At 73.9% G+C, this 20,063-nt stretch carries 20 protein-coding genes; 8 read left to right on the forward strand and 12 right to left on the reverse strand.

The features are described 5' to 3' along the window. Together ACLBXO_RS26770 and ACLBXO_RS26775 are read left to right on the forward strand one after the other, a co-directional pair. Positions 1-145: CsbD family protein (locus ACLBXO_RS26770; RefSeq protein WP_447687333.1), on the forward strand; the 145-nt coding region annotated here is incomplete at its 5' end. A gap of 67 nt (positions 146-212) precedes the next feature. Then, positions 213-608: a CsbD family protein gene (locus ACLBXO_RS26775; RefSeq protein ID WP_331316359.1), complete on the forward strand. Its 396-nt coding sequence runs from the start codon at positions 213-215 to the stop codon at positions 606-608. 138 nt (positions 609-746) lie between these two features. On the opposite strand, the gene ACLBXO_RS26780 is transcribed toward ACLBXO_RS26775, so the two are convergent. From ACLBXO_RS26780 to ACLBXO_RS26795, 4 genes are all read right to left on the reverse strand, one after another. Beyond that, positions 747-1,076 (reverse strand): DUF6285 domain-containing protein, encoded by a 330-nt coding sequence (locus ACLBXO_RS26780; protein WP_447687304.1) that lies wholly within the window; start codon positions 1,074-1,076, stop codon positions 747-749. Then, a complete protein-coding gene (locus ACLBXO_RS26785; protein WP_447687305.1) occupies positions 1,073-2,113 on the reverse strand; it encodes a phosphotransferase family protein in 1,041 nt (346 codons plus the stop codon). The genes ACLBXO_RS26780 and ACLBXO_RS26785 overlap by 4 nt, the downstream gene beginning before the upstream one ends. 17 nt (positions 2,114-2,130) lie before the next feature. Then, the gene (gene bktB / locus ACLBXO_RS26790; RefSeq protein ID WP_447687306.1) at positions 2,131-3,309 is read right to left on the reverse strand and encodes a beta-ketothiolase BktB; all 1,179 of its coding nucleotides are present in this window, start codon (positions 3,307-3,309) and stop codon (positions 2,131-2,133) included. Between the two features lie 82 nt (positions 3,310-3,391). Continuing rightward, the gene (locus ACLBXO_RS26795) at positions 3,392-4,597 is read right to left on the reverse strand and encodes an acyl-CoA dehydrogenase family protein (RefSeq protein WP_447687307.1); all 1,206 of its coding nucleotides are present in this window, start codon (positions 4,595-4,597) and stop codon (positions 3,392-3,394) included. Positions 4,598-4,777: 180 nt separating this feature from the next. Between ACLBXO_RS26795 and ACLBXO_RS26800 the strand changes: the two genes are divergently transcribed. From ACLBXO_RS26800 to rclC, 4 genes are all read left to right on the forward strand, one after another. Then, the gene (locus ACLBXO_RS26800; protein ID WP_447687308.1) at positions 4,778-5,503 is read left to right on the forward strand and encodes a TetR/AcrR family transcriptional regulator; all 726 of its coding nucleotides are present in this window, start codon (positions 4,778-4,780) and stop codon (positions 5,501-5,503) included. 84 nt (positions 5,504-5,587) lie between these two features. After that, a complete protein-coding gene (locus ACLBXO_RS26805; RefSeq protein ID WP_447687309.1) occupies positions 5,588-6,571 on the forward strand; it encodes an AraC family transcriptional regulator in 984 nt (327 codons plus the stop codon). Positions 6,572-6,658: 87 nt separating this feature from the next. Next, positions 6,659-7,006, forward strand: coding sequence for a carboxymuconolactone decarboxylase family protein (locus ACLBXO_RS26810; protein ID WP_331316350.1), 348 nt, complete (start codon positions 6,659-6,661; stop codon positions 7,004-7,006). Between the two features lie 36 nt (positions 7,007-7,042). Continuing rightward, a complete protein-coding gene (gene rclC / locus ACLBXO_RS26815) occupies positions 7,043-7,666 on the forward strand; it encodes a reactive chlorine resistance membrane protein RclC (RefSeq protein ID WP_331316348.1) in 624 nt (207 codons plus the stop codon). Here rclC and gph read toward each other — a convergent pair. From gph to ACLBXO_RS26845, 6 genes are all read right to left on the reverse strand, one after another. Beyond that, complete coding sequence (gene gph, locus ACLBXO_RS26820) at positions 7,663-8,349, reverse strand: phosphoglycolate phosphatase (RefSeq protein ID WP_447687310.1); 687 nt, start codon at positions 8,347-8,349, stop codon at positions 7,663-7,665. The genes rclC and gph overlap by 4 nt on opposite strands. 186 nt (positions 8,350-8,535) lie before the next feature. After that, positions 8,536-9,330, reverse strand: a complete 795-nt coding sequence (locus ACLBXO_RS26825; protein WP_447687311.1) for an SDR family NAD(P)-dependent oxidoreductase — start codon at positions 9,328-9,330, stop codon at positions 8,536-8,538. A 31-nt stretch (positions 9,331-9,361) separates the two neighbouring features. Then, complete coding sequence (locus ACLBXO_RS26830) at positions 9,362-11,638, reverse strand: molybdopterin cofactor-binding domain-containing protein (protein WP_447687312.1); 2,277 nt, start codon at positions 11,636-11,638, stop codon at positions 9,362-9,364. A gap of 10 nt (positions 11,639-11,648) precedes the next feature. After that, positions 11,649-12,095 carry a (2Fe-2S)-binding protein gene (locus tag ACLBXO_RS26835; protein WP_331316344.1) on the reverse strand — a complete coding sequence of 149 codons (447 nt, stop codon included), beginning with the start codon at positions 12,093-12,095 and terminating at the stop codon, positions 11,649-11,651. A gap of 137 nt (positions 12,096-12,232) precedes the next feature. Beyond that, the gene (locus ACLBXO_RS26840; protein WP_447687313.1) at positions 12,233-13,189 is read right to left on the reverse strand and encodes a GlxA family transcriptional regulator; all 957 of its coding nucleotides are present in this window, start codon (positions 13,187-13,189) and stop codon (positions 12,233-12,235) included. Positions 13,190-13,352: 163 nt separating this feature from the next. Beyond that, on the reverse strand, positions 13,353-13,697 hold the full coding sequence (locus ACLBXO_RS26845; protein WP_447687314.1) for an MliC family protein: 345 nt from the start codon (positions 13,695-13,697) through the stop codon (positions 13,353-13,355). 459 nt (positions 13,698-14,156) lie between these two features. Here ACLBXO_RS26845 and ACLBXO_RS26850 point away from each other — a divergent pair, with 459 nt between their 5' ends. Further along, a complete protein-coding gene (locus tag ACLBXO_RS26850) occupies positions 14,157-16,148 on the forward strand; it encodes a putative bifunctional diguanylate cyclase/phosphodiesterase (RefSeq protein ID WP_447687315.1) in 1,992 nt (663 codons plus the stop codon). Between the two features lie 161 nt (positions 16,149-16,309). Beyond that, complete coding sequence (locus ACLBXO_RS26855; protein ID WP_447687316.1) at positions 16,310-17,785, forward strand: short-chain fatty acid transporter; 1,476 nt, start codon at positions 16,310-16,312, stop codon at positions 17,783-17,785. Positions 17,786-17,801: 16 nt separating this feature from the next. Here ACLBXO_RS26855 and ACLBXO_RS26860 read toward each other — a convergent pair whose 3' ends face one another. Then, positions 17,802-19,373 (reverse strand): ABC transporter substrate-binding protein, encoded by a 1,572-nt coding sequence (locus ACLBXO_RS26860; RefSeq protein WP_331316339.1) that lies wholly within the window; start codon positions 19,371-19,373, stop codon positions 17,802-17,804. 59 nt (positions 19,374-19,432) lie between these two features. Then, on the reverse strand, positions 19,433-20,053 hold the full coding sequence (locus tag ACLBXO_RS26865) for a glutathione S-transferase family protein (protein ID WP_447687317.1): 621 nt from the start codon (positions 20,051-20,053) through the stop codon (positions 19,433-19,435). Between the last annotated feature and the right edge of the window lie 10 nt (positions 20,054-20,063).

Consider the following 20,063-nt stretch of genomic DNA (forward strand, 5'->3'; position numbering starts at 1 on the left):
GCAGGCGGCCGGCAAGGCGACCGGCAACGACCGGCTGGTGGCCGAGGGCAAGGCGCAGGAGCTGAAGGGCGAGGCGCAGAAGACCGTCGGCGACGTCAAGGACGGCGCCAAGACCCTCGCCGACAAGATCACCGGCAAGCGCTGAGCCGGGCCCGGCGGCGCGGGCCTGTCCGGCGCCGCCGACCTCGTCCATCCCGCACAGGAGACATCGCATGAACCGCGACCAGATCCGCGGCGCGTCCCGCCACCTCAAGGGCCGCGCCCAGACCGCCCTGGGCGGCCTGACCGGCGACCCGGCCCGCCAGGTGCGCGGCGCGGTGAACCAAGTGGCCGGCGGCGCGCAGTACGCCTACGGCCGCGCCCGCGACCGCGCCGAGGACCTCGCGGACGATCTCGCCGAGGACGGCCGCCATCTGGCCGAGGCCGCCCGCGGACGGGCCGACCACCTGATCGACGAGGTTCGGGACCGCGCCCGGGACGTGCGCCGCCGCGGCGCCGATCACGGCCGGCAGGCGATCCGCACGGCCGACGCCAACCGCACCAACACTCTGCTGGGCCTGGCCGCCGTCGCCTTCGCGGCGGGCTGGCTCGTCCGCCGCGCCCGCTGACGGAGGCTCCACCGATGCTGCGCAAGCTCCTGACGGCCTTCATCGTGCCGAAGCTCGTCACCTATCTCGGGCGCCGCTACGACCGGCGCCGGGGCACCGGCCGCACCTACTGACGCCCGGATCTGGAGCCCGGGATCGCTAGCCCGGGGCCTTCCAGATGCCGGCGGCGATCCGCGTCGTCTCGACCAGCGCGGCGTGGAGCGCCGCGTCCCCGTCGCGCCGGCCGGCGCGGATCGCCGCGACCAGCTCGGCCGGCGATGTGGCGGCGCCCAGCGCCCGCTCCCAGGCCCCGGCCGCGGCGCCCGCCTGCGCGATCTCCCGCATGACCACGCCCATCGCGTTGGCGGCCATCAGCAGGACGTAGCGCTGGCGCCCCGACAGGGCCGGCGCGACCTCGTCGAGGAGGCTCTGCCGGGCGACCGCCAGGAGGGCGGCGCCGGCAGGCGCGTCCGGGAAGGATTCGCTCATCGGGCGCCCCACCGCTCGGGCGCGGTCTCGCGCAGGATCGCGGCCTCGAGTTCGGGCACCATCCGGCCGGTCAGCGCCAGTTCCAGCGACGTCTCCTGGCCGGAGACGTGGCGGTGGCCCTGCTCCAGGGCGATCACCGCCCAGCGCAGGTGCGCCATGACCTCCCAGTAGCGCACCGCCTCCGGATCGATCGCGCGCCCGCTCTCGGCCTCGTAGCCGCGGTAGAAGGCGGCCCGCGGGGCGATGCCGCCGGCCTCCAGGTCGGGCCGGCCGAAGCGCCAGCAGGCGGCGCAGAACCAGCCGATATCCTGGACCGGGTCGCCCCAGCCGGCGAACTCCCAGTCGAGGATCGCCGTCAGGCCCTCGGCATCGACCATGTAGTTGCCGGTGCGGAAGTCGCGGTGGACCAGGACCGGCTCGGGACAGGCCGGCGCGCGGAGCTCGGCCCAGCGCAGGCCCCATTCGAGGGCCGGGCGCGCGGCGCCGATCCCGTCGAGACTGGCCCGGAGCGCGCGGATCTCCGCCAGGGCCGGCTCCGGCTCGGGCGCGCCGAGGAAGGCGAGGTCGCCCGCCGGGGCGGTTCCCGGGCGGTCCGCCCGCAGGATGCCGTGCGTCCGGGCGAGTTCGCGGCCGAGCCGCTCGGCGAGGGCCGCGCGGTCGCCGCCGAGGCTCGCGTCCTTGACCACCCGCGGTCCCAGGCCGACCCCCGAGACGAGGCCCATCAGCGCGAAGGGCGCCCCGACCACCGCCGGATCCGCGCAGAAGCCGACCGGCTCCGGCACCCGCACCCCGGCCGCGAAGGCGGCGCGCAGGATCCGGAACTCCTCCGCCCGCGAGCGGCTCGACGCGATGGTGGCGGCCGCGTCCTTGCGCAGGACGAAGCCCCGGGGCGCGCCGTCGACCCGGCACGACAGCATCCAGTTCTCCTGGATCGAGCCGCCGGTCAGCGGCCGCGCGTCGTCGAGCGCGACCGACCCGGCGTCCAGGGTCCGGCCGATCCAGGCGCAGAGCGCCGTCCTCTGATCCGCGTCCAGCATGGCGCCTCAGGACCGCGTCACGGGACGCGCTCGAGGGCCATGGCGATCCCCTGGCCGCCGCCGATGCACATGGTCACGAGCCCGTAGCGGCCGCCGGTCCGGGCCAGCTCGTAGAGGGCCTTCACGGTGATGATCGCCCCCGTGGCGCCGATCGGGTGGCCGAGGGCGATGGCGCCGCCGTTCGGGTTGACCCGGTCGGGATCGAGGTCGAGGGCGCGGGAGACCGCACAGGCCTGCGCCGCGAAGGCCTCGTTCGACTCGACGACGTCGAAATCCGCGGCCCGCAGGCCGGTCCGCTCCAGCAGCCGCCGCACCGCCGGCACCGGGCCCATGCCCATCTCGGAGGGGTCCACGCCGGCGTGGGCGTAGCCGACGATCCGGGCGAGGGGCGTCGCGCCGTCGCGCGCGGCCCGCGCGGCGCTCGACAGGACGAGGGCCGCGGCGCCGTCGTTCAGCCCCGAGGCGTTGCCGGCCGTGACGCTGCCGGTCTTGGAGAAGGCGGGGCGCAGCTTGGCGAGGTCCTCGGCGCTCGTGGCCTTCGGGTGCTCGTCGGTGTCGAAGGCCACCGTCTCGCGCCGGCGCTGGACCTCGACCGGCAGGATCTGCTCCCGGAATCGGCCCTCGCGGATCGCCCGCGCGGCGCGGGCCTGGCTCTCGGCCGCGAAGGCGTCCTGCGCGTCGCGGGGGACGTCGTAGCGCGCGGCCACGTTCTCGGCGGTGACGCCCATGTGGCCGTTGCCGAACGGATCGGTCAGCGCGCCGAGCATGTAGTCGACGAGCACCGCGTCGCCCATGCGCGTCCCGGTCCGCCCGGTGGTCAGGAGGTGGGGCGCGCGGCTCATGCTCTCGGCGCCGCCGGCCACGGCCGTCTCGGCGTCGCCGAGCAGGATGGACTGCGCGGCCGAGACGATCGCCTGCAGGCCGCTGCCGCAGAGGCGGTTGACCGTCATGGCCGGCACCTCCGCGGGAATCCCGCCCTCCATCGCCGCGACGCGGGCGATGTAGGCGTCCCGGGGCTCGGTCGGGATGACGTTGCCGAGGACCACGTGGCCGACCGCCTCGGGCGCGGTCCCGGCGCGGCGCAGCGCCTCCGCGACGCAGCTTGCGGCGAGGGCGGAGGGCGGCGTGCCGGCCAGCGCGCCGCCGAACGTGCCGATCGCGGTGCGCACCGCGCCTGTGATCACGACCTCGGTCATACTCTCGGCTTCCTCTCGGCTTCCCTGTCTGACTCGGCCTGCCGACGCGCCCCGCGCGGCGGACGGACGGTGTCGGCCCCGCTCAGGCCCCGACGCCCCACGACCAGAAGGCGTCGCCCTCGGCCTCGAGGTTGCGGTTCAGGACCATCTTGTGGACCTCGTCGGCCCCGTCCACGAGGCGGGCCTGCCGGGCGTAGCGGTAGATCCACTCGAGCGGCGTGTCGGTGGAGTAGCCCCGCGCGCCGTTGATCTGGATCGCCGTGTCGGCGGCCGCGTGCAGGAGGTTGGCCACGTGCACCTTGGCCATCGACACCTCCTTGCGGGCGAAGCTGCCCTGGTCGAGGGCCCAGGCGGCCTTCATCACCAGGAGGCGCCCGATCTCGATCCGCATGGCGAGGTCGCCGAGCATCAGCTGGATGCTCTCCCGGTCGGCCAGCCGGATCCCGAAGCCGCGCCGCTCGGCCGCGTAGGCCCGGGCGATCTCGACGCAGCGCTTCGACAGGCCGAGCCAGCGCATGCAGTGGGTCAGCCGCGCCGGCCCGAGGCGGATCTGGGTGAGCTTCAGGCCGTCGCCCTCATTCATCAGGACGTTCTCGGCCGGGATCTCCAGGCCCTCGAACAGCAGCTCGCAATGGCCGCCGTGCTCCTCCGGCCCCATGATCGGGATGCGGCGCAGGATCCGCCAGCCGGGCTGGTCCCTGTGGAACAGGAAGGCGGTCAGCCCTTTGCGCGCGTCGTCGGAGGTGCGCGCCATCAGGATGAAGTGCTCGGCCTCCTCGGCGCCGGTGATGTACCACTTGCGGCCGGTGACCACGTAGCCGTCGCCCCGCCGCTCGGCCCGGGTCTGGATCATGCCGGGATCGGAGCCGCCGCCGGGATGCGGCTCGGTCATGGCGAAGGCCGAGCGGACCCGCCCGTCCACGATCGGCGCGAGCCAGCGCGCCTTCTGGTCCGGGGTCGCGACCTTCTCCAGCACCATCATGTTGCCGTCGTCGGGCGCGGCCGAGTTGAACACGACCGGCCCGAAGATCGAGCGGTTCATGGCCTCGTAGCAGACCGCCATGCCGACCTTGTCGAGCCCGGCGCCGCCGGTCTCGGGCCGCAGCTGCAGGCACCACAGGCCCTCGGCGCGGGCGAGGCCGCGCAGCCGGGCCAGCTCGGGGAGGCTGATGTTGCCGTGGCCGTCATAGGCCGCCGGATCGGCCTCCAGCGGCAGGATGTGCGCGTCCACGAAGGCCGCGATCCGCGCGCGGTAATCCTCGACGCGCGGGGAGATGGTGAAATCCACGGGCCCACCTCCTGGGTCGGTGCAGGCGATAAAAATCGAGCGAGCGCTCGCTTTTTATCGCCTGGATTCGCGCCTGGCAACGGGCTAGACCGCGGGCGCCGCTCCCGGTCGTGGCCACGGCGGGCGGGCGGGCGCGACGACGAAACGACGACGAAACGACGACGGAGCGACGATGGATCGATGAGCCCCGCAGACGCCCCCCCGGCCGACCTGCCGGCGCACCTGCCGGCGCACCTGCCGGCGAAAGACGCCTACGCGACCGAGGCGATCTGCGCCCGGATCCTGGCGCGGCACCGGGACCGGATCCGCGTCCGGAAGGACCACGTCGCCGTCGCCAACCTCGCGCGGATCATCGAGGCGGTGCTGAAGCTGTCGAGCCGGCAGGGCTTCCACGAGACGAGCCTGCGCGACCTCGCCCGGGCCTCGGGGCTCAGCATGGGCGGGCTCTACTCGTACTTCGACAACAAGAACACGCTCCTGGTGATGATCCTCACCGAGGTGGCCGAGACGGCCGAGGCGGTCCTGCGGCAGGCCCCGGCGGGGCTCGCGGCGGATCCGGCCGCGCATCTGCGCTGGCTGATCGAGACCCATATCCGCCTGACCGAGGCGATGCAGCCCTGGTTCGTCTTCGCCTTCATGGAGGCGAAGGGCTTCCCGGCCCCCGCGCGGACGATGGCGACGGCGAGCGAGGCCGCCACGGAGCGCATCTTCGCCGAGGTCCTGGCCCGCGGCGCGGCGGCGGGCGTCTTCGCGGTCGCCGACGTGGATCTCACCGCCGCGCTGATCAAGCCGCTCCTGCAGGACTGGTACGTGAAGCGGGCCAAGCACCGGAAGCGCGGGATCCCGATCCAGCGCTACATCGCGGGCGTGACCGCCTTCGTCGAGAGGGCCATCGCGGCGGGCTGATCCCGCGGCGGACGAACAACCTCTGGTCGAGGCTGCCGCGTGCGCCTATGCCGGGCCCGGGGGCATTCCGGAGCGCGGGGGAGCATGGCCGGACCGATCAGGCGTCGCGCGGGCGCGCCCGGAGCCGCCGGGGTCGACGATCCGCTGAGCGGCCTCGCGCCGCTGCTGCGCGTGCGGCCGCACCTGGACGACGTCTGCCGGTTCGGCGGCGCCTGGGCCGCCGCGCACGAGACGGAGCCGGCGCGGCAGGCCTATTTCCACCTCGTCACGCGCGGCCGCGCCACGCTGCGGCGGCCCGGGAGCGCGCCCCTGCAGGTCGCGGCCGGGGACATCCTGCTCCTGCCGCGCGGCGACGCGCACCTGTTCCACGGCGCGGGGCCGCGGCCGGCGACGCCCCTGCCCGTCGCGGTCCGCCACGCGGACACCCTGCGGTTCAAGACCACCGTCGGGGCCGAGCCCGACGTCGAGCTGATCTGCGGCCGCCTGGCCTTCGAGGCGGCGCCCCAGACCCTGATCGTGACCGCCCTGCCGGACCTCCTCGTCCTGAACGTCGGCGCCGAGCCCCTGGCCACCCGCTTCGCGCCGCTGCTGGCGGGCATCCGCGCGGAGCTGAACGACCTCCGCGCCGGGTCGGTCGCGGTCGCCGAGAACCTCGCGAGCGCGCTGTTCATGATGATGCTGCGCGCGCATCTCGAGGCGTCGGGCCCGGCCGAGGGATTGCTGCGCCTCCTGGGCCAGCCGCTCGCCGCCCGGGCGGTGCTCGCGCTGGTGCGCGATCCGGTGCATCCCTGGACGCTGGACGAACTGGCCGCGACGGCCGCCGCGTCGCGGGCGAGCCTCGTGCGCGCCTTCCGCGCCGCCGCGGGCGTCGCGCCGCTGGAATTCCTCACCGACCTGCGGCTCGGGCTCGCCCATCACCGCCTGCGCACCGAGACGGTCGCGCTGGACCGTCTCGCCGCGGAGGTCGGCTACCAGTCCGCGGCCGCCCTGAGCCGGGCGTTCCTGCGCAAGTACGGGATCCGCCCCGGGCAGGCCCGGCAGCCGGAGGCCCCCCCGCAGGCGGGTTGATCCGCCCGGTCATCAGCCTGCGCCGCGCGGTCATCGAGGGCGCGGCCGGCCCTGATTACCTTCCTCGTCATCACGAAGGAGGTCGTCATGCACATGATCGATTGGAACACCTACCGCCAGCAGGTCACCGCCGGCGTCGGACACTTCGCCAAGCTCAGCCCCGACACGGTGCGGGGCTACGGCACTCTCAGCACGGCGGGCCAGAAGACCGGCCAGCTCGACGCCAAGACCCGCGAGCTGATCGCGGTGGCGGTGGCGATCTCCCTGCGCTGCGACGGCTGTATCACGGTCCACACCGACGCCGCCCGCAAGCTCGGCGCCACCGAGGCCGAGCTGGCCGAGGCCCTCGGGGTCGCCACCAGCCTCAATGCCGGTGCCGCGGTCGTCTACGCGACCCGCGCGCTCGACGCCTTCGCGGCCTCCGCCGAGGCGTAGCCCCCTCCCCCATCCGGTTGAGCAAGGAATCGTGCCATGAACACGCAGGTTCGTCGCGTCCTCGGCCTCGTCTCCGGGCCGGGCTCGAACCGCCTCGGCCTCCAGGCCATGCGGGTCGCCATCGCGGTCATCTTCCTCTGGATCGGCGCGCTCAAGTTCGTGCCCTACGAGGCCGACAGCATCACGCCCTTCGTCGCCAACAGCCCGGTGATGGCGTTCTTCTACGCCCATCCCGACCAGTACGCCCAGCACCTCACCCACGAGGGCGAGCTGAATCTCGCCGCCCGCGCGTGGCAGACGGCCAACCACACCTACGCGTTCTCCCGCGGCCTCGGCACAGTCGAGCTGCTGATCGGCCTGCTCGTCCTCGTCGGGCTGGCGTCGCGGCGGCTGGGCCTCGCCGGGGCGGTGCTGGCCTTCCTGACGCCGGTGGTGACCCTGTCGTTCCTCGTGACCACCCCCGAGGCCTGGGTGGCGGCGCTCGGCGACGCCGAGCACGGCTTCCCCTACCTGTCGGGCGCAGGCCGCCTCGTCCTCAAGGACGTCACGCTCATGGCCGGCGCCTGGCTCGTCCTCGCGGACAGCGCCCGCGCCATCCTCGAGCGGGAAGCCCGGGCGCCGGGCGCCCCCGCCCGCCTCGACCTCGCGGGAAGCCGCTAGGTAACCGGGGCGCCGCCCGCGGGCAGCGCCCCGATCATCATTCCCAGGCCGCCGATGTCGTCGAGGACGGCGTCGGCGGCCTCGGCGTCTTCGGGGCGCCCGTAGCCGTAGCGGGCCAGGATGGCGGCGGTGCCGGCGGCGCGGGCGGCCGCGATATCGTGGTGCATGTCGCCGACCATGACGGCCCGCCCGGGCGCGACCCGCAGGCGGCGCAGGGCCTCCCGCAGCGGCGCGGGATCGGGCTTGCGCTCGGGCAGCGTGTCGCCGCCCACGACCGTGTCGATCAGCGGCGCCAGCCCCACCGCGTCGAGGATCAGGCCGGTGGCGCGGGCCGGCTTGTTGGTGACGACCGCCAGCGCGTAGCCCGCCGCCCGGAGGTCGCGGACCGCCGCGGCGGCGCCGGGGAACAGGGCGGTGCCGGCGGCCGCGAGCGGCTCGTACACGGCCAGGAAGGCCGGCAGCAGGTCCGGCGCCCGCTCCGGAGCGCCGCCCGAGGCCCGCAGGGCGCGCCGCAGCAGCGCCACCGCGCCGTCGCCGACCATCGCCCGCATCGCGGCCGTCCCGACCGGCGGCAGACCCTCCCGCGCCAGGGTGGCGTTCAGGGCCGTCCGGAGATCGGCCAGGCTGTCGACGAGGGTGCCGTCGAGGTCGAGGAGAACGGCGTCGAAGCGCGACGGGGGCATGGGTGCGGTCATGGGCGCAGGCAAGGGACATCTCCGCGTCGCAGGCGACCCGCGGCGGGACGCCGACGCCGCGATCTCCGGGACGGGTGGTTCCTGGCGGGTCCGGCGGGGACGGGCCAGGTCGGTCCAAGTCGGTCCAAGTCGGCCCAAGTCGGCCCAAGTCGGGCCGCGCGCGCCGGAGGCCGCTCAGCCGCGGCCGTAGCGCGCGGCCGGCGCGCTGCGGGAGAGGTTCGGGCCGAGGCGCAGGCGGGCGGCCTCGAAGGCCGTCCAGTCGTCGATCTCGGGCAGGGACGGGATCGTGACCGGCTCGCCCGCGTCGAGTCCCGCGAGGGCCGCGGCCACGAGGTCCCGCGCCTCCATGATCATCGCGGCGGGGATCCGGTCGAGATCGGCGCCCGCCCGCGCGAACAGCTCGGTGCGGGTGATGCCCGGCAGGACCGCCTGCAGGCGCACGCCCCGGGGCGCGAGCTCGGCGGCGAGCCCCTGGGTGAGGGCCAGCACGTAGGCCTTGCTGGCCGCGTAGACCGCGTTGAAGCGCTCGGGCAGCAGGGCGACCACCGACGACACGTTCACGATCGTGCCGCCGCCGCGCTCCGCGAAGGCGGCGGCCGCCGCCAGCGTCAGGTGCTGCAGCGCCGTCACGTTGAGGGCGACCATGGGGTCGTAGCCCCCCGCCGGCCCGGGGAGGACCGGCCCCATCGGCCCGAGGCCGGCGCAGTTCACCAGCAGGCGCAGCGCGTCATCGGCGGCGAGGCGCGCGCCGACCGCGGCGACGTCCGCCGGCCGGGTCAGGTCGGCGCGCAGGACCTCGACGGCGACCCCGGCCTCCCCGCCGAGGCGCGCGGCGAGGGCCGACAGCCGGGCCGCGTCGCGCGCCACGAGGACGAGGTCGTGCCCCCGCGCCGCCAGCTGCGCGGCGTACTCCGCGCCGATCCCCGAGGAGGCGCCCGTCACCAGGGCCTTGCCGTGAGCCTGTGTCATCGTGGTCGTCCCGTCGTGAGCTGCCGGGCGCTCAGGCGGCGCCGAGCTTGGTGTTGGCCATCGGCAGGGCGCGGATCCGCTGGCCGGTCAGCGCCGCGACGGCGTTGAGCACCGCGGGCGGCACGCCCGGAAGCCCCGGCTCGCCGACGCCGCCCATCGGCGCGCCGCTCTCGACGATGCGCACGTGCACGGCCGGCATGTGCTCCCGGCGCAGGACCGGGTAGGTGTCGTAGTTCCGCGACTGGCGCACGCCGTCCCGGTAGACGATCTGCTCGAACAGGACCGAGGACAGGCCCAGCGCGGCCGCCGACTCGACCTGCGCCTTGACGATCGCCGGGTTGACGATGCTGCCCGGGTCGAACGCGATCCAGAGGTTGTGCACGCGGGCCTCACCGCCCTCGACGGAGACCTCCGCGACGGTGGCGGTCTCCGACCCGAACGGCGAGGCCATCGCGACGCCGCGGGCGCGCAGGCCGCCCTCGGCGCGGTAGGGGCCGCGCCGCCAGCCGCCCGACATCTCGGCCACCGCCGTCAGCAGGGCGCGGTGGCGGGCGCTGTCCTTGAGGAGCGCCACGCGCAGCGCGAAGGGATCCTGCCCGCCGGCCTGCGCGACCTCGTCGAGGAAGCTCTCGTAGAACGCGTCGTTCATCGAGTGGCCGACGGAGCGCCAGAACGCGATGTTCACCGGATGGGCGACCTTCGTGAAGGTCATGCGCCGGTTCGGCACCGCGTAGGGCTTCTCGACGATACCCTCGACCGCGGACGGGTCGACCGGCGTCCGCATCATCATGCTGAAGTAGCGTCCGATCGGCCCCTCGCCGACCGTGCGCACCGTGAGGGCGGTCGGCCGGCCCGCCGCGTCGAGGGCCGCCCGGAACCGGCTGAAGCTCAGGGGCCGGACCGCGTCGCGGGCGAACTCCTCCTCGCGCGACCACAGCACCTTCACGGGCCGGCCGGTCGCCTTGGCGAGCAGGATCGCCTGCGGGAACGGGTTGCCGGCCTCGTAGGTGAAGTGCCGGCCGAAGAAGCCGCCGAGCATCGGCGAGTGGATGCGGACCCGGGCCGGCTCCAGCCCGGCGACCTTGGCCGACACCGCCTGGAACACCTCCGGCATCTGGTTCGGCAGCCAGACGTCGAGGGTGCCGTCGCCGTTGAAGCGCGCGATCGCCGAGGGCGGCTCGAGCTGGGCATGGGCGAGGTAGGGCGCCTCGTACTCCGCCTCGACCACCTTGGCGGCCTCGGCGAAGGCGCCGTCCACGTCGCCCTCGGCCTCGGCGACGTGGCCCGGATCCGCCGAGGCCTTCAGCGCGGCGAGCATGCCGGCGGAGGAGAAGTCGGCCGCCACCGTGTCGAGGCCGCTGGCCTTGCCGGCCGACCACGTCACCTGCAGCGCCTCGACGGCCTTGCGGGCGCGCCACCAGCTGTCGGCCGTGACCGCCACGGCCCCCGGCAGGCGGTGCACCGCGTGCACGCCCGGCATCGCCCCGACCTCGGCCTCGTTCGTCAGGCGCTCCGGCTCGGTCCCGAGCCGCGGCGCGTGCTGCACGGCGGCGTAGAGCATGCCGTCGACCTTCTGGTCGATCGCGTAGATCGCCCGTCCGGTCGACTTGTCCCGCACGTCGATCCGCGGGACCGGCTGGCGGATGTAGCGGAAGGTCCGCGGGTCGCGCAGGGCGACGCCCTCGTTCGGCCTCAGCGCCAGCGCGTCGGACGCCAGGGCGCCGTAGGAGAGCGCCGTGTTCGAGGCCGCGTGCAGCACGACCCCGTCCCGGGTGGTGAGTTCGCCCTCCCGGACCTTGAGCCGGGCCGCGGCGGCGCGGATCATGAGGTCGCGGGCGGTGGCGCCGAGGCGCCGCATGACGTCGTAGCTCGACCGGGTCGAGAAGCTGCCGCCGGTCATGCGAATGCCGTTGACGACGGCGTAGTCGGGACCGGGCGGCGCGCACTCCACCACGAAGCGGGACGGCGGCACGTCGAGCTCCTCGCCGACGATCTGCGCCAGGCCGGTGGCGATGCCCTGGCCGCCCTCCACGAAGGGGCTCAGCAGCTTGATGGTCCCGTCCGGGTGGATCTCCAGGAAGGCCGCGACCCGGGTGCCGGGCTTGGGCGCGAGGGCGCCCGCGCCCTCCGCGGGGCCCTGCGCCTCCGCCCGGGCGGCGCGCACCGGCAGGACGGCGCTGAGCACCAGGGCACCGCCGGCCGCCGCGAGGACGCCGCGGCGGGAGGGGGCCGGCCGGGCGGTCTGGCCGCCGGGGCCGGGATCGACGCGGGCCATGTCGTGCTGGGCGCGATCGCGGAGCTGGTCCATGGCGGCCTCCTCAGGCGGCGGCCTGCCGCACGGCGGCGGCGATGGCGTTGTAGGTCCCGCAGCGGCACAGGTTGGTCATCGCCTCGGCGATCTCGGACTCGGTGGGCTTGGGCGTCTGCTTGAGGAGGGCCGTGGCGGCCATGACCTGACCCGACTGGCAGTAGCCGCACTGGGGCACCTGCACGGAGACCCAGGCCTCGACGACCTTCCGGCCGACGGAATCCTGCTCGATCGCCTCGATGGTGGTCACGGCCTGATCGCCGACGCTCTCCAGCGGCACCTGGCAGGAGCGCGTCGCCTGCCCGTCGAGGAGCACCGTGCAGGCCCCGCACTGGGCGATGCCGCAGCCGTACTTGGTGCCGGTCATCCCGAGCGTGTCGCGCAGGACGAAGAGCAGCGGCGTGTCGGGCTCGGCCTCGACCGCGTGCGGCCGGCCGTTGATCGTCAGGTTCACCATGGCCGCTTGCCTCCGAGGATCGGCTGAGCCCCCCGGCCATGCTTACGGTCGCCGCGCAGGGCGGCCTACGCCGTAGAAGCCACGTTTCCGGCCATGTCAGGCCTTATCCGGCCATGCCCGGCCGTCGCCGGGTGCGCTCAGGCGACCGCGAGGGGCCCGGCCGCCCGGCGGATCACCCGCGGCACCGCGCCGTGGACCCGGAGGAACGCGCGGCGCATCCGCTCGCGGTTGGCGAAGCCGGCCTCCCGGGCGATCGCCTCGATGGGCAGGCGGCTCTCCTCCAGCATCAGCTTGGCGGCCTCGACGCGCAGCGTCTCGATGGCCTTGGCGGGCGAGGTTCCGGTCTCGGCCCGGAACAGCCGGGTGAACTGGCGCGGGCTGAGGCAGGCCACGGCGGCGAGGTCCTCGGTGGTGAGCGGCAGCCGCAGGTTCCGGCGCGCGTGGGCGAGGACGCTCTGGATCCGGTCGGTGGGCGCGTCCACCTCCAGCAGCGCCGAGTGCTGCGCCTGACCGCCGGCCCGGCGGCGCTCCATCACCAGCCCGCGGGCGACGCGGGTGGCGATGTCGCGGCCGAGATCGCGCTCCACCATGGCGACGGCGAGGTCGATCGCCGCCGACATGCCCGCCGAGGTCCAGAGGTTGTCGTCGGCGATGTAGATCTTGTCGATGTCGAGCCGGGTCGCGGGATAGCGCGCGCGGAACTGGGAGGCGTGGTTCCAGTGGGTCGTGGCGCGGCGCCCGTCGAGCAGGCCGGCATCGGCCAGGACGAAGGCCCCCATGCACAGCCCCGCGACCCGCCGCGTCGCCCGGGCCGCCGCCCGGAGGTAGCGGGCGAGGCCCGGCGTCGTCTCCGGGAGCCCGATCCCGGCCGCGACCAGGATCGTGTCGAAGGCATCCGGCGCGCCGAGGGGCTCGGTGGCGATGTCGGGCCCCAGCCCCGCGCGCACCCGGCCGCCCTGCTCGGCGAGCAGGCGGACGTCGTAGACCGGCGCGCCCGCGTACTTGTTGGCCAGCACGAACGGCGAGGTCACCGCCAGGGCCATGAAATCGAAATCGGGACAGACCACGAGGCCGATCCGCCGCACGACAGCCATGGACCACCGCTCCGCTTCGCCGGCGGCCAACATCAGGCCCCGGCCGGGCCGTGACAAGAGTCGTGGCCGGAACCGAGGCATCCGCGTCCGGGGCCGGTCCCGGGGCCGGTCCCGGGGCCGGTCCCGGGGCCGGTCCCGATCTCTTGCCCGGCCCCCCGGTGTCCTAGCGGGATCTGGCGTCGGGCGGTGTCGGGTCGGTGCAGGTGACGGGCTTGGCGGCCCCGTCGGTCCACGTGACCGACCGCCCCTTGCCCCGCAGCTCGTGCGTGGCGTCGGCGTAGCGGTACCCCGACCCGCTGATCTGCACGGGCAGGGTGACGGCGGCGCCGTTCGCCGGCCGGACGACCGCCCTGTCGGGTCCCGCGGCGTTCACGAACGTGACGGCCAGAGCCTGTCCGTCCGGGCAGGCGAAGGTCACGTCGATCGTCTCGGCCTGCCCGGGCCCGGCGGCCATGGACAGGCCGCCGACGAGGATCGCCAGCCGGACGGACCGGTCACGGGTTCTCATCGCTCTCTCCCCAGCCTCCCGACCGCAGTCCCGTCGCGGCGGTGATCATCGCCGGGATGCGCCGGGCGGGCAATCGGCAGGCAGGCGGCAGGCAGGCGGGCGGCAGGCGGGCGGCAGGCGGGCGGCAGGTCCCGGCGGGCTTTCGGAGCGCGGGGCGCGGTCGAGACCCGGACCGGCATCGGGTCGGGCCCTGCCGGGCCCGGGCGGGACAAGTCGACGAAGACCTGAAATGAATCCACAGCAATTGCGGCAAGAGAGTTCGGAGCCTCAATCAGTCAAGACCGGGCGAATGCCTCCGCAAATCCGATCGATCGCGGGCGCGTCTTCTGCAGATCGTCGAGAAAAGGCTCGCGAGCGCTGGCGGCCACGCCTCGGAGGACCATCCTGCTCTGCCGCCATTTAAATGTCTCTTTAATGAAAGAAAAATAGTAATACGGAAATTGCGCAGCTGCAGCTCCAATGAACCGTTCCAAACACCCGCTCTCGTTACTGATCGCGACGTGGACCACATCCGCCCGCGGACTGACCGCCACGCGTCAGCTCGCGGAGCTGCAGAAGCAGGTCCCGACCCTCTACGGGCTTCTCTCGATCAATGCCGGCGCACTCGCGTTGACCCATTACGGTCTGGCGCCCGCCGCCCTGACGCTCGGCATCCCGGCCGTCGTGATCGCGCTGTGCGTGGTGCGGGCGGCGCACTGGCTGCGCCTGCGGCCCGAGACGTTCAGCGAGGCGCGGGCGGCCCGCCACCTGCGGTTGACCACGGCGCTCACGGTCTTCTTCTCGGCCGCCTTCGTGGTCTGGGCGATGGTGCTGAACCGGTACGGCGGCCCCTACGAGCAGGGCCACGTGGCGATCTTCGTGGCCGTCACGGTGATCGCCTGCATCTTCTGCCTGACGCACCTGCCGGTGGCGGCCTTCCTGGTGACCGGCATCGTCATGAGCGTGTTCCTGTTCTGCTGCGTGACCAGCGGGAACGACGTCTTCCTGGCCATCGCCGCCAACACGGCCTTCGTGACGGCGGTGATGGTCCGCATCCTCAACACCAACTACCGGGCCTTCGTCGACCTCGTGGCGTCCCAGGCCGTGGCGAGCCGGCTCTCGGAGGAGAACGCGCGCCTCGCCCAGACCGACAGCCTGACCGGCCTGCCCAACCGGCGCTACTTCTTCCAGAAGCTCGACGAGGCGATCCGGTCGTCCGCGGCGACCGAGACGCCCTTCGCTCTGGCGATCTTCGACCTCGACCGCTTCAAGCCGATCAACGACACCTACGGGCACAATGTCGGCGACCGGGTGCTGGCGGAGGCCGGCCGCCGCCTCGCGGGCTTCGCGGGCGCCGACGTGGTGGTGACGCGACTGGGGGGCGACGAGTTCGGCGTGCTCCTGCGCGCGCCGGGTTCGGCCGCGGCGGCGCTCGCCTTCTGCGACGGCGTCTGCACCGCGCTGCAGCAGCCGATCCGGATCGGCGACATCCGCGTCGTCACGGGCTGCTCGGGCGGGCTCGCCCTGCCCTGCCGGATCCCGCACGACGCCGACGCCCTGTTCGACCGCGCCGACTACGCGCTCTACCACTCCAAGGAGCAGCGGCGCGGCGCCACGACCCTGTTCTCGCAGGAGCACAAGGACGCGATCCGCGCCGAGCAGGCGGTGGAGACGGCCCTGCGGACGGCGGATCTCGCCGCCGAGATGGTGCTGCACTACCAGCCGGTCCTCGACCTCCAGACGGGGCGGACCGCCTTCGTGGAGGGTCTGGCGCGCTGGACGAGCCCGACGCTGGGCCCCGTCGCGCCGGACCGGTTCATCGCGGCGGCCGAGCGCTGCGGCATGATCCACACGGTGACGCTCCTGCTCCTGCGCAAGGCGCTCGCCGACGGCGCGCGGCTGCCGCCCGGGACCGGCCTGTCCTTCAACCTCTCCGCGCACGACCTCGCCGCGCCGGAGACCGTCCTGGCGATCCTGGCGGCGGTGCGGGGCAGCGGCCTCGACCCGCGCCGCCTGACGCTCGAGCTGACCGAGACCGCCCTGATGCGCGACTTCGACCACGCCAAGGCGGCCATCACCACCCTGCGCAGCCTCGGCATCAAGATCGCCCTCGACGATTTCGGGACCGGCTATTCCAGCCTGGGCTACGTCCACCGCCTGCCGCTGGACAAGATCAAGATCGACCGCGGCTTCATGGCCGACATCGACACGGACCGGGGCTGCAGCCTCGTCTCCACGATCCTGGACCTGTGCCGCAACCTCGGCCTCGACGGGATCGTCGAGGGGATCGAGACGCAGGCCCAGCTGGACGTGGTGCAGCGGCACGGCAGCCGCTACGCCCAGGGCTACCACATCGGCCGCCCGATGCCCCTCGCCGACCTGCTGGAGCGGCTGGCGCGCGAGACAGAGGAGGAGACGGAGGGCGAGGCAGGGCGCGTGGCCGAGGCCGGCGCGGTGCGCCGCAGGGCCTGAAGAGGGGCCTGAAGAGGGGCCTGACGCGGCCGCCGGGCGACATCCGCCGTCAGGGGCGCCCCACTGTCACGGTCGTGACCGACACGGCACCTTGAGCGGACCTCCGCCCGCGCCATCCTGAGTGGGCCACCGGCCCGAAGAGCCGGCTTCGGAGGAGTTCCATGGCCGCCCCGCCCGCCGATACAGCCCCCGAGACCCGTCCCCGCCCGGCCGATCCGGCCGCCTCGACCGCGGCCGGGACGCTGGAACGGCTGGGCATCCGCTTCACCAACTGGGCGGAGCGCTGGTTCCCGGACGCCTTCATCTTCGTCGCCATCGCGGTGGTGATCGTCGCCCTCGGGGCGATGGCGAACGGCGCGGCCCCGGCGGCCGTCGCCAAGAGCTTCGGGGACGGCTTCTGGAGCCTGATCCCCTTCACCATGCAGATGGCCTTCGTGACCATCGGCGGCTACGTGGTGGCGGTGTCGCCGCCCATGCAGGCGCTGATCGAGCGGCTGGCGCGGATCCCGCGCTCCGGCCGCGGCGCGGTCGGGTTCGTGGCCGCCGCCACGATGGTGTCGTCCTTCCTGAGCTGGGGCCTCAGCCTGATCTTCGGCGGCCTCCTGGTGCGGGCGCTGGCGCGCCGGACCGACCTGCGGATGGATTACCGCGCCGCCGGCGCGGCCGCCTATCTCGGCCTCGGCGCGACCTGGGCGCTGGGGCTCAGCTCCTCGGCGGCGCAGCTCCAGGCGAACCCCGCGAGCCTGACCAAGAACCTCCTCGCGATCTCGGGCGTGATCCCGTTCAGCGAGACGATCTTCCTGTGGCAGTCGATGCTGGTCGCCGCGATCCTGTTCGTGGTCTCGATCCTGATCGCCTACGCCTCCGCCCCGCGGCGGGAGACCGCCGTGACCGCCGAGGCGCTCGGCGTCGACGTGGCCCGCGAGACCAACGACCTCGCGCCCCCGCGCCAGCCCGGCGAGTGGCTGGAGCACTCGCCGATCCTCACGCTCCTGCTGGTGCTGATCGCGGGCGGCTGGATCGTGCAGGAATTCGCGCGCCAATCCTGGATCGTGGCGATCTCGAACCTCAACACCTACAACCTGCTGTTCCTGACCCTCGGCCTGCTGCTGCACTGGCGGCCGAAGCGCTTCCTCACGGCGGTCGCCCGGTCGGTGCCGGCCACCGCCGGCATCCTGATCCAGTACCCGCTCTACGCGGCGATCAGCGGCATGCTGACGGGGCCGAAGAACGCCGCCGGGGCCTCGGCCTCCGACGCGATCACCCACGCCTTCGTCAGCCTCAACACCACCGGCACCTTCCCGCTGACCATGGGCGTCTACTCGGCGATCCTCGGATTCTTCGTGCCGTCGGGCGGCGGCAAGTGGCTGCTCGAGGCGCCCTACGTGCTGCAGGCGGCCAACGAGCTGAAGGTCCATCTCGGCTGGGCGGTGATGATCTACAACGCCGCCGAGGCGCTGCCGAACCTGATCAACCCGTTCTGGATGCTGCCGCTCGTGGGCATCATCGGCCTCAAGGCGCGCGACATCGTCGGCTTCAGCTTCCTGCAGCTGATCGTGCACCTGCCGCTGGTGCTGTTCCTGCTCTGGGCGCTGGCCTTCACGCTGACCTACCACCCGCCGGTCATGCCGTCCTGAGGCGCCTCCGGCGCCCTCAGGCGCGCCGGAGGTTCCAGAGGATCGGGAATCCCGGGAGCCGGCCCGTGAGGGTGCGCCGGTAGGAGGTCATCGAGCGGTAGGAGCCGACCGGCACGAACACGACCTCCTCGAGGGCGATCCGCTGCATGTCGGCGCAGATCGCCCGGCGCGCCTCCGCGTCGGAGGCCGCGAACCACGCGGTCCGCAGCGCCTCCAGCCGCGGCACCGACGGCCAGCCGAACCACGCGTTCGGCCCGTTGGCCCGGAGCGGCTGGAGGGCGGCGGGGTCGGCGTTGTCGAAGGACGAGAAGGTGGTGAGCAGCACCGACCAGCCACCCTTCTCGACGGGCTCGCGGGAGACGCGCCGCTGGATCACCGTGCCCCAGTCGCTCAGGGCCAGGTCGACGTTGAAGCCGATCCGGGGGAGCAGGTCGGCCGCGACCTGGGTCAGCGCCGACGGGGCCAGGATGTCGGTGGGGCCGATCAGCCGGATCTTCGCGCCGTCGTAGCCCGCGGCCTTGAGCGCCGCCCGGGCGGCGTCGAGGCTGCGCGGCCCGGTGAGCACGTCCAGGCCGGCCTGCGTCGCCATCGGCGTGTCGGGCGTGAAGATCCCGCAGCGATCGTTGAAATTGGCCGGATCGTCGCCCGCGATCGCCGCCATGAAGTCGCCCTGGACGATCGCCGGCAGCACCGCCCGGCGCACCGCGACGTCGTCGAACGGCGGCTGCAGGTGGTTCATCCGCAGGATCGCCGGGTTGGTGAGCCGGTCGAGGCCCTCCACCACGATGTCGCGGTTGCGGGCGAGCAGTTGCTGGAGTTCGGGCGGCGGCTGCTCGTACCAGTCGATCTCGCCGTTCTGCAGGGCCGCCGCGGCGGTGGCGCCGTCGGCGATGATCCGCCACTCGATCCGGTCGAAATGGGCGACCTTGCCGCCGGCCGTCAGGCTGGGCGTGCCGGGCGCCGGCACGTAGCCGGGGTGGCGCTCGTAGACCATCAGGCTGCCCGAGTTGAACTCGTCGGCCTTCCAGCGGAACGGCCCGGAGCCGGTCGCGTCGGTGATCTGCTTGTACGGGTCGGTCCGGGCGACCCGCTCGGGCATGACGAAGGCCGGCTGGCTGACGCTCGCCAGCGCCTGCGGCAGGAGCGGGAACGGCGCCTTCAGGCGGAACACGATGTCGGTGTCGCCGTCGTGGGCGAGCTCGTCGGTGGCGGCCATCAGGGTCTGGCCGAAGCCGTTGCGCGCCGCCCAGCGCCGGATGCTGGCGACGCAGTCCCGTGCCAGGACCGGCGTGCCGTCGTGGAAGCGCAGGCCCGCGCGCAGGGGGATCGTCACCCGGCGCCCGTCCTGCTCGACCTTGAGGCCGGCCGCCATCTGCGGCTGCGGCCGCAGGTCGGCGTCGAGGCCGAACAGCGTGTCGTAGATCACGTAGGCGTGGTTGCGGGTGACGATCGCCGTCGTCCAGATCGGGTCGATCGAGGTGACGTTCGCCTGGGGGACCATGCGCAGGACCCGGGCGCCCTGCGCCCGCCCGACGGACGGGGCCGCCAGGGCCGCGGCCCCCGCGGCCAGGAAGGTGCGTCGCCTCATCGTCACTCCGCGAACGGTGGATCCCGGCGTCGCAAGCGCCGGACCAGGGGCGCCCCGCCTCAGCTCAGCGGGACGGCGAAGCCCCGCTGCACGGCGGGGCGCGCCATCATCCGGTCGTACCAGCGCCGGACCTGCGGGTAGTCGGCGAGGTCGACCTGATGGCGCTCGTGGCGCCACGCCCAGCCGAGGATCGCGAAATCCGCCACCGAGAGCGGTCCCGCGACGTACGCGACCTGCGCGAGGCGCCGGTCCAGCACGCCGTAGAGCCGGTGCGTCTCCTTGCTGTAGCGGGCGAGGCCGTAGGCGCGGTCGGCCTCCGCGACGGTCAGGAAGTGGTGGACCTGACCGGGCATCGGCCCGAAGCCGCCCATCTGCCACATCAGCCATTCCAGGGCGGCGACGCGCTGCCGCCGGTCCTCGGGCAGGAAGCGGCCGGTCTTCTCGGCGAGGTAGAGCAGGATCGCCCCGGACTCGAACACCGGGATCGTCGACCCGTCCGGCCCGTCCGGGTCGACGATGGCGGGGATGCGGTTGTTCGGGCTGATCGCCAGGAAGTCGGGCGCGTGCTGCGCCCCCTGCGTGATGTCGACCGGGATGACCCGGTAGGGCAGCGCCATCTCCTCCAGCGCCACGCTGATCTTCCGGCCGTTGGGGGTGTTCCAGGCGTAGAGATCGATCATCGCGGGCGCC

Source organism: Methylobacterium sp. C33D (genome assembly GCF_053345825.1).

Bases quoted from the DNA above. Each gene is read 5' to 3' on its own strand.
- ACLBXO_RS26775 (WP_331316359.1), top strand. From the start codon at position 213: ATGAACCGCGACCAGATCCGCGGCGCGTCCCGCCACCTCAAGGGCCGC.
- ACLBXO_RS26780 (WP_447687304.1), bottom strand. From the start codon at position 1,076: ATGAGCGAATCCTTCCCGGACGCGCCTGCCGGCGCCGCCCTCCTGGCG.
- ACLBXO_RS26785 (WP_447687305.1), bottom strand. From the start codon at position 2,113: ATGCTGGACGCGGATCAGAGGACGGCGCTCTGCGCCTGGATCGGCCGG.
- bktB (WP_447687306.1), bottom strand. From the start codon at position 3,309: ATGACCGAGGTCGTGATCACAGGCGCGGTGCGCACCGCGATCGGCACG.
- ACLBXO_RS26800 (WP_447687308.1), top strand. From the start codon at position 4,778: ATGAGCCCCGCAGACGCCCCCCCGGCCGACCTGCCGGCGCACCTGCCG.
- ACLBXO_RS26805 (WP_447687309.1), top strand. From the start codon at position 5,588: ATGGCCGGACCGATCAGGCGTCGCGCGGGCGCGCCCGGAGCCGCCGGG.
- ACLBXO_RS26810 (WP_331316350.1), top strand. From the start codon at position 6,659: ATGCACATGATCGATTGGAACACCTACCGCCAGCAGGTCACCGCCGGC.
- rclC (WP_331316348.1), top strand. From the start codon at position 7,043: ATGAACACGCAGGTTCGTCGCGTCCTCGGCCTCGTCTCCGGGCCGGGC.
- gph (WP_447687310.1), bottom strand. From the start codon at position 8,349: ATGCCCCCGTCGCGCTTCGACGCCGTTCTCCTCGACCTCGACGGCACC.
- ACLBXO_RS26825 (WP_447687311.1), bottom strand. From the start codon at position 9,330: ATGACACAGGCTCACGGCAAGGCCCTGGTGACGGGCGCCTCCTCGGGG.
- ACLBXO_RS26830 (WP_447687312.1), bottom strand. From the start codon at position 11,638: ATGGACCAGCTCCGCGATCGCGCCCAGCACGACATGGCCCGCGTCGAT.
- ACLBXO_RS26835 (WP_331316344.1), bottom strand. From the start codon at position 12,095: ATGGTGAACCTGACGATCAACGGCCGGCCGCACGCGGTCGAGGCCGAG.
- ACLBXO_RS26840 (WP_447687313.1), bottom strand. From the start codon at position 13,189: ATGGCTGTCGTGCGGCGGATCGGCCTCGTGGTCTGTCCCGATTTCGAT.
- ACLBXO_RS26845 (WP_447687314.1), bottom strand. From the start codon at position 13,697: ATGAGAACCCGTGACCGGTCCGTCCGGCTGGCGATCCTCGTCGGCGGC.
- ACLBXO_RS26850 (WP_447687315.1), top strand. From the start codon at position 14,157: ATGAACCGTTCCAAACACCCGCTCTCGTTACTGATCGCGACGTGGACC.
- ACLBXO_RS26855 (WP_447687316.1), top strand. From the start codon at position 16,310: ATGGCCGCCCCGCCCGCCGATACAGCCCCCGAGACCCGTCCCCGCCCG.
- ACLBXO_RS26860 (WP_331316339.1), bottom strand. From the start codon at position 19,373: ATGAGGCGACGCACCTTCCTGGCCGCGGGGGCCGCGGCCCTGGCGGCC.
- ACLBXO_RS26865 (WP_447687317.1), bottom strand. From the start codon at position 20,053: ATGATCGATCTCTACGCCTGGAACACCCCCAACGGCCGGAAGATCAGC.